Annotated in this window: 9 protein-coding genes; 3 read left to right on the top strand and 6 right to left on the bottom strand. The window is 55.5% G+C overall.

Going from position 1 to position 7,498, the window contains the following annotated elements; genetic code table 11:
* Positions 1 to 73: 73 nt before the first annotated feature.
* Positions 74 to 274: an IS1 family transposase gene (locus tag ACNKID_RS08965; protein WP_417913093.1), complete on the top strand. Its 201-nt coding sequence runs from the start codon at positions 74 to 76 to the stop codon at positions 272 to 274.
* A gap of 154 nt (positions 275 to 428) precedes the next feature.
* Here the strand turns inward: ACNKID_RS08965 and ACNKID_RS08970 are convergent, their stop codons facing one another.
* The 6 genes from ACNKID_RS08970 to ACNKID_RS08995 form a co-directional block, all read right to left on the bottom strand.
* Positions 429 to 968 carry a c(7)-type cytochrome triheme domain-containing protein gene (locus ACNKID_RS08970; protein WP_417913094.1) on the bottom strand — a complete coding sequence of 180 codons (540 nt, stop codon included), beginning with the start codon at positions 966 to 968 and terminating at the stop codon, positions 429 to 431.
* Positions 969 to 1,092: 124 nt separating this feature from the next.
* A complete protein-coding gene (locus ACNKID_RS08975; RefSeq protein ID WP_417913095.1) occupies positions 1,093 to 1,908 on the bottom strand; it encodes a hypothetical protein in 816 nt (271 codons plus the stop codon).
* On the bottom strand, positions 1,905 to 3,176 hold the full coding sequence (gene nrfD, locus ACNKID_RS08980; protein ID WP_417913096.1) for an NrfD/PsrC family molybdoenzyme membrane anchor subunit: 1,272 nt from the start codon (positions 3,174 to 3,176) through the stop codon (positions 1,905 to 1,907). Before nrfD ends, ACNKID_RS08975 begins: the two co-directional genes overlap by 4 nt.
* Positions 3,177 to 3,186: 10 nt before the next feature.
* Positions 3,187 to 4,215, bottom strand: a complete 1,029-nt coding sequence (locus tag ACNKID_RS08985; RefSeq protein ID WP_417913097.1) for a 4Fe-4S dicluster domain-containing protein — start codon at positions 4,213 to 4,215, stop codon at positions 3,187 to 3,189.
* A 33-nt stretch (positions 4,216 to 4,248) separates the two neighbouring features.
* Complete coding sequence (locus tag ACNKID_RS08990) at positions 4,249 to 4,548, bottom strand: hypothetical protein (RefSeq protein ID WP_417913098.1); 300 nt, start codon at positions 4,546 to 4,548, stop codon at positions 4,249 to 4,251.
* Between the two features lie 264 nt (positions 4,549 to 4,812).
* Positions 4,813 to 5,448 (bottom strand): bifunctional 4-hydroxy-2-oxoglutarate aldolase/2-dehydro-3-deoxy-phosphogluconate aldolase, encoded by a 636-nt coding sequence (locus ACNKID_RS08995; RefSeq protein ID WP_417913099.1) that lies wholly within the window; start codon positions 5,446 to 5,448, stop codon positions 4,813 to 4,815.
* A 223-nt stretch (positions 5,449 to 5,671) separates the two neighbouring features.
* Here ACNKID_RS08995 and ACNKID_RS09000 point away from each other — a divergent pair, with 223 nt between their 5' ends.
* Positions 5,672 to 6,364, top strand: a complete 693-nt coding sequence (locus ACNKID_RS09000) for an iron-sulfur cluster assembly scaffold protein (protein WP_417913100.1) — start codon at positions 5,672 to 5,674, stop codon at positions 6,362 to 6,364.
* A 5-nt stretch (positions 6,365 to 6,369) separates the two neighbouring features.
* The gene (locus ACNKID_RS09005; protein WP_417913101.1) at positions 6,370 to 7,368 is read left to right on the top strand and encodes a GGGtGRT protein; all 999 of its coding nucleotides are present in this window, start codon (positions 6,370 to 6,372) and stop codon (positions 7,366 to 7,368) included.
* Positions 7,369 to 7,498 lie beyond the last annotated feature (130 nt).

Raw genomic sequence — 7,498 nt, forward strand, 5'->3', positions numbered from 1 at the left:
CATATGCAGGAAGAAGGGATAAAAAAGGCGCACTGGGCCTTTGGAATTCACTTCCAGAATCATGCAGGGAGGAATGCTTTCTTTCGTCGGAAAGGACAGCTCAAAGACAAGTCATATCGAACGGTTCAATCTTACTTTACGGCAGCGCGTTTCACGTCTGGGGAGAAAAACGCTTTCATTTTTTAAAAAATATGAAAAATTATATCGGGGCAATTTGGAATTTATTCATCATTATAATGAAAATATAGCTCCAAATTTAGCCACTACACCTTGAGGACTACCTATTTTACGCTGTTTTTTTGAGATAGGTTCACGACAAGGTGATCTGGATATACAATCAATGCTGTTTCCAGAACGGCAGATACTCGGAAAACACTCGATCAATAGATTTGTGGGAAACAAGGGCAGCGTGGAGCGCAGCTTGAAAATCAGTGACCAATCTGCTCCTTGCCGAGCAGACGGTTGTAGCCTTGCTTGCCGATGTGGCAGAAGGCGCAGCGGGTTTTGAGCGAGAAAGCCGACACGCCGTCATGGCAGGCACCGCAGTGTTTGCCATGAAGCATCGCCTCCATCGTGAAATCTGGCTGCTTCTCGCTTTCGCCCTGTTTCATTTTGAAGAGCTTGTCATGGCAGCTGCTGCACGGCAGACGCAGCTCCTCCGCATGTTTGCTATGATCAAATACGACCGCTTTGACCGGCTGCTCAAAAACAACAGTCTTGGGCAGTGTTACACCACTGCCGTGGCAACGGGCGCAGCTGCCTTGATCGGTGGCAGCAAAGGCGGTGCTGCCATCATGGCAGACACCGCAGTATTTGTCCTGCTCAAAGGCGGACATAGCGAAATCGTCCGCCGCGTTAGCCGAGCTGCCAGCCTGCTGAAACAGACTGTTGTGGCAGTCAACGCAGCCGAAGCCCACCTTGTTGACATGAAAGTCATGGCTGAAGCGGGAAACCTCAGAAGTCGGCATGGCTGCGGGAGCGGCAGCTTGCTGCTGCGTTGCCAAGGCAGGCGCACAGGCTGCAAGTCCAAGAGTAAAAGACAATACACTCCTGCAAACCAAACCCAAGCTCCTTACTTTCATGCCGAGCTTATTATTCGTGCTTGCTGCTGGTTTCGCTCTTGCTCATGCCACGGGGCATATCTGGCGGCGGTTCAGGTTTAACCGGATTAAAGCGATGCTCTTGAACCGTATGTGGATTGTGGCATTCGGTGCAGGTCCACCATCGTTTTTTCCCGCCCACTTTCCACTCGCCCGTGCGCTTGCCGTGGAGGCCCATCCGCCATTTGCTGTAGGTGTCGCCATGGCAGCTGCCGCAGAGCTTGTGAGATTCATCAAAGCTGACCTCTTTTTTACGGCGATCAACAAGGGTGTCGCGGTTGGCGGCGTTATGGCAGTCCAAACACCAGATTGCGCCCCGGCCATGCTGCAACTTAGTGGCATCGCTGACGATGTCCTGATGCATCTGGAGCTGGCGCGGCTCATTGGGCGGAGCGGAGGCTTGGTCTGCGCTAGGATGACAGCCGCTGCACTGCATGGTTGTTTTGAAGTGCTTCATGCGGGGCCGGATGACTGCCTGGGCAAAGTCACCGTCGGTCTCATCGCCGAACTTCGGCATTTCTCCCATAGGCACAGTGTCCGTGTAGGGATCGCCGTACCAAAGGACTGCTCCGGTGGTCGGTGAGCACTTTACATTGGGATAACCGAACTTGGGGTTTGCATTCTCCACCTTTGCGAGATTGGTGGTTCCCTGGATGCTTTCGTAGCACTCTGCTGATGCCGTGCTGGGCTGGGCTTGTTGCTGTTGCGCTGATGCCGCTTCAGGTTTGTTGCCTTCTTCCGCCACAGCCGTGTGAAGCGTCAACACAACAAAAAGGCCGTAGTACGCTGCTGCTTTTACGTAACTCATTTCGCACCTCCACTTGCTTCCACGGTTTTGGTGTCACGCACCTCTCCGGTCAACACGCCAACAGTGCCCTTGAGCACCATGGTCAGCATGATAAAGCCGGTAGCCCAGACGAACAGGACGTTGAAGATTTCAATCCAGGTCGGATGATATACGGCATACTCACCCAAGGGGGTCGGGCTGAAGGCCGGAAAGATCAAGATAGAGGGTTTTTCTATCAGGACGCTCAGGAAGACTGACAGGCAGATCAGCGGCAGCAGGAAGTTGTAGTTCTTCCGTACCTTGCTGCTGAGGAGCAGGAGGAATTGCAGCACAAACACGGTCATGACTGCCCAAAACCACGGAACATAGGGAGCCATACCGTGGTGGCCCTCAATCGCATACTCTAAGGGCGCAGCATGATGTGTGGCTGGATAGAGTTCCGTGAAAAACTCTACCGCAAACATCAGGATGAGGGTGCCCAAACCCCAGATAATGACTTGGGAAAAGAAGTCAATTACGGAGTCTGCAATTTCCAGTTTGGTGAACTTGCGGATCACCAAAAATATTATGATCACCAAGGCTGGCCCAGCTGAAGCTGCCATGGCTAAAAAGGAAAAGGGCATGAGAGCGGTATGCCATACAGCGAGCTGCGCATTGCTGCTGAGGATGAAGGCGGTGATGATATGAATAAACGGTCCCCATGCCACGGCAAAGTAGATCAGCGGAGTATAGAACTTGGTGTTCATCGGCTGATCAACATAGTGTTTGTACAGATAATAGAAGACCGCCACAGCGTTAAGAACGAGGTAAACGTTCAAAACGATGATGTCATAGGTGAGCACCGAACTGGGAAAGTTGAAAATGCCTATCCCAGGAACCGCGTGCCACGACCGATCTGGCCGACCCATGTGGTAAAGGATGAAGTTGATGCCGATAATCACGAAGACCATGGCGATGGCCTCGCCGATGACGGCCAGCTGCTTCATATCTTTACGCTTATAGATATAAGCAGGGGTCACTACCAGCACTGCCGCCGACGCTATGGATGGGCAGTGAATAAAATTGGAGACGAACAGCTCCCAAACAATTTGGTCTGAGGCTCCGGTGACGATAAGGCCAGTTGTCATCTGCATGTAGGTGGTGACAAGGCCGACAATAGCAAAAAAGGAAAGGAAGAGCAGCCAGCCGTAATAGAGTTTTCCTCCTTTGACGGCATACATACAGAAGTCGCGGGTGAACGCTATGGGCTTCTGCGAAGCGGAAGCTATTTGCTGTTTCATGGTCATCATCAATACCTCTCTAATCCATGTAATAGAAAAATTTTGGATAGGTGCTGAACTCTTCCTTGAACCGGAACACCTTCTTGGTTGCCAAAACCTTCCTCACTTCGCTTTCAGGATCAAGCAGGTTGCCAAACTTTCTTGCACCTACAGGACAGGCTTCCACACAGGCCGGATAGCGTCCATCTCTCACCCGCTGCAAACAAAAGGTGCATTTTTCCATGACACCGCGCATTCGCGGACGGTTGCCCAGATAATGAGTCTTGGGATTCATGTCCTCGTTCGGCAGCACCGGCTCGCCCCAGTTGAAACGTCGCGCCCAGTACGGACAGGCCAATTGGCACATCCGGCAGCCAATGCACCAGTTGTAATCAATCACAACGATGCCGTTGGGATCCCGGTATGTCGCCCGCACCGGACAGGCTCTGACGCAAGCCGGTTTTTCGCATTGCTGGCACTGTACCGGAAAATAAAAGGCATTGTCTTCCGGCACTTGCTCTGGGTTGTAGTAATGCTCGGCATCACCGGAAATGCCGACAGGCTTCTTGGCATGGCCGCCGGACTGGATGCCGTAGTCTCCCAAGGGACTGCTGCTGGGAAAACCCTTGTCCAAATTTTCCAGTTCAAACGTTTCCGTGCCTCGCTCCATCCGCAAGACCCGAATCCACTGAATTTTGGGGTCACGGGACTGATTGTTTTCCCGAACGCAGGCTTCAACACAGCGGCGGCAGCCGATGCATTTGGAGATATTGAGCGCATAACCAAAAAGCACACCCTCTGGGGCAGGCGTGTTAGCCACTGTGACCTGCTTGCCAAACTGCTCGCTGTAGCGTTTTTCCAAGCGGGCGATGGCCTCTTGCTTTTGCTCGTCACTCATCAGCTCAAAGTGCCCTTGCAAATGCTCGGCTATGCTCGCGGCCTTGGCCGCAGCTGCCGGGGCTGCTGCTGTCGCAGCGGCGGCAACACCCAGCTTCTTCAGGAAATCGCGGCGGGATTCTTTCTTCCCGTCGTCCTGTTCATCAACCAGCCCTCTTTTGTCCTCTGACATCGCGCATCGCCTCCGTTATGGAATAGGAAATCCTCAAGACACTGTCTGATGATGGTTGCTCAGAAGACGGTCCAGCATCTGCTGCTTCTCTTCTTGGCTCATGATGAGCAACTCTTTGCCGGTCATAGTCTGCTGCTGCCGCAAATCCTCTTCGGCGGCGCGGGCGCGGACGTTCGTCCCCTCGGCTTTTTGGGCGGATTTCACAACCGCCGCTCCGGTCAGGCCGGCAGCAGCCACGACACCCAGCGCAGCCGCAGCCCGCTGGAAGAAGACCCGCTTGGCGGCAACCACCTCGTCCTGCTTTTTCCCACTCACCATCTGCTCTTCAGCCATAACGGCCTCCTTGTTTTTTGCTTACACCCATTTATATATAAAAAAACAATCTGGTTAATTCCATCGCCGAACACGCCCGCTTGGCACTGGTCAGCTTCCGCAGACCAAGAGGCACCTGACCGCTAACTGCATACGGGGGGATATAATATTCTTATTTCGTCTTTTGTCAAATCAAAAAAAAGACGGGCGGGCGGGCTAAAATCCTGGTCGCCTCAAGAACGGCAGCTGCTGATTAAGCTGGCAGTCAAAAAAAAGCTGCGTCTTTCAGCTCTGAAGCTGTACTGCCAAGCGGGTGATGCCCTTCCAGTCGCCTTGCTCAAGCAGCTCCGGCGGCGCAAGCCAAGAGCCGCCCACGCAGGCCACGTTGGGCAGCGCGAGATAGTCTTTGTAGTTCTGCTCGGAAATGCCGCCGGTTGGACAGAAGGTGATTTTCGGAAAAGGCCCGTGCAGGGACTTAAGCATTCTCAGCCCGCCCGCCGCCTCAGCCGGAAAAAACTTCAGCTCGGTGAAGCCGCGTTCTTGAGCTAACATCAGCTCGGAAGGCGTGGCAACGCCGGGAATCAGAGGAATCGGTCCTTCGTGGGCGGCGGCAAAGAGAGACGGAGTCAGGCCAGGGCTGATGGCGAAGTGGCCGCCCGCCTGCGCCACCAAACGCAGATCGTCCCGGCTCAGCACTGTGCCTGCCCCGACGATCATTTCCGGAACTTCCGCGCAGATGCGGCGGATGCCGTCCAGCGCGGACCCGCTGCGCAGCGTGATTTCAATCACCCTGATGCCGCCTTTCAGCAAGGCTTTCGCCAGAGGCACAGCCTGCTCGGCATTGCCCAGCACCACCACCGGCATCACTGGGCCGGTGCGCAGAATTTCCAATGCGGACAATTTCTCGCCATGTTTCGCCATGCTTTTTCTCCTTGCGCCAGTCTCATGCAGGGCGGTCTTCCTTGCGACCGCCTATAAATGAGACACCTTAGCTGCGCCAGCGGAAAAAGTCAACCGCCGCCCGCAGCGGCGGCCAGCGGGAAAGGGAAAAAATGGGAACTTCTTGAATGCAGTGGCATTGTTGGGCGACGGCTGGTATCATGAGCGGAGCTTGCCATTTTTATTTTTCATTGAGGAGAAGCGTATGGAATATTCCCACGAAGTCAAAGAAATGTGCTGCATCACTAAAGGGCCGGACCACGGCCCTTCGCCCATCCCGCAGGAAGGGCAATGGAATCAGGTGCGGCAGATCAGCGAAATCAACGGCCTGAGCCATGCTGTTGGCTGGTGCGCCCCGCATCAGGGGGCCTGCAAGCTGACCTTGAATGTCAAGGGCGGCATTATTGAAGAAGCTTTGGTTGAAACCGTCGGCTGCACCGGCATGACTCATTCGGCGGCAATGGCGGCGGAAATTCTGCCGGGCAAGACCATTTTGGAGGCCCTCAACACCGACTTGGTCTGCGACGCGATCAACGTGGCCATGCGCGAGTTCTTCAAGCAGATCAGCTATGGCCGCACGCAATCCGCCTTCTCGGAAGGCGGTCTGCCTATCGGCGCAGGGTTGGAGGATTTGGGCAAGGGGCTGCGTACCGTCACCGGCACCACCTACGGCACCCGTCTGAAAGGGCCGCGCTACTTGGAGCTGGCCGAGGGCTACATCATGGAGCTAGGCTTGGATGCCAACGACGAGATCATCGGCTACAAATTCCTCAGAATCGGGCCGATGCTGGACGCGATCAAGAAGGGCGTTGATCCGGCAGAGGCGATGGTCAAGGCCACCGGCACCTACGGGCGGTTCGCCGAGGCCGTCAAAACAGTTGATCCCCGGAAGGAGTAACGATCATGGCACTTTTTGAAGGATACGAGCGGCGCATCAACAAGATCAACGCGGTGCTGGCCGAGCACGGGATCAAGGATTTGGCCGAAGCCAAGCAGTTCAGTTTGGATGCGGGCGTGGATGTCTATGCCATCGTCAAAGGCGTGCAGCCGATCTGCTTTGAGAACGCCTGCTGGGCGTACATTGCCGGGGCGGCTGTCGCCTTGAAAAAAGAGCAGAAGAAGGCGGTCGAAATCGCCTCAACACTGGGCATCGGCTTGCAGGCCTTCTGCATTCCCGGCTCGGTGGCGGAAAACCGCAAGGTGGGCATAGGCCACGGCAACTTGGCCGCCCGGCTGCTCAACGAGGAGACCAAATGCTTCGCCTTTCTCGCCGGGCATGAGTCCTTTGCCGCTGCTGAAGGGGCGATCGGCATTGCCAAATCCGCCAACCGGGTGCGCACTGAGCCGCTGCGGGTCATCCTCAACGGCCTCGGCAAAGACGCGGCCTACATTATCTCGCGCATCAACGGCTTCACCTATGTGAAGACGCAGTATGATTATGCCAGCGGTGCGCTCAACATCGTCGAGGAAAAGGCGTTCTCCAGCGGCGAGCGGGCCAAGGTGCGCTGCTACGGGGCCGACGACGTGCGCGAGGGCGTGGCCATCAACCATCTGGAGCTGGTGGATGTCTCAATCACCGGCAACTCGACCAATCCGACCCGCTTCCAGCATCCGGTGGCAGGCACATATAAAAAGGAGTGCCTTGAGCAGGGACGGAAGTATTTCTCGGTGGCTTCCGGCGGCGGCACAGGCCGGACACTGCACCCCGACAACATGGCTGCTGGCCCGGCTTCTTACGGCATGACCGACACCATGGGCCGGATGCACAGCGACGCGCAGTTTGCCGGCTCGTCCTCCGTGCCCGCGCATGTCGAAATGATGGGCTTCATCGGCATGGGCAACAATCCAATGGTTGGGGCTTCGGTGGCAGTGGCAGTGGCCTTGCAGCAGGCGGCTGGATAAAAAAATACAGCAGGCAGTCGCGGTCTGCGCTGCCCGGACTGATGCAGGCCGCGCAGGTGAAGAGACGCGAAGAAAGAAATGCGCATCAGACTGGAAAGCCCGGATCAGATTGCCTGCGCCATCTGTCTGC

Source organism: Candidatus Electronema sp. TJ (genome assembly GCF_048287355.1).
In the GTDB taxonomy this organism is placed as follows: Bacteria; Desulfobacterota; Desulfobulbia; order Desulfobulbales; family Desulfobulbaceae; genus Electronema.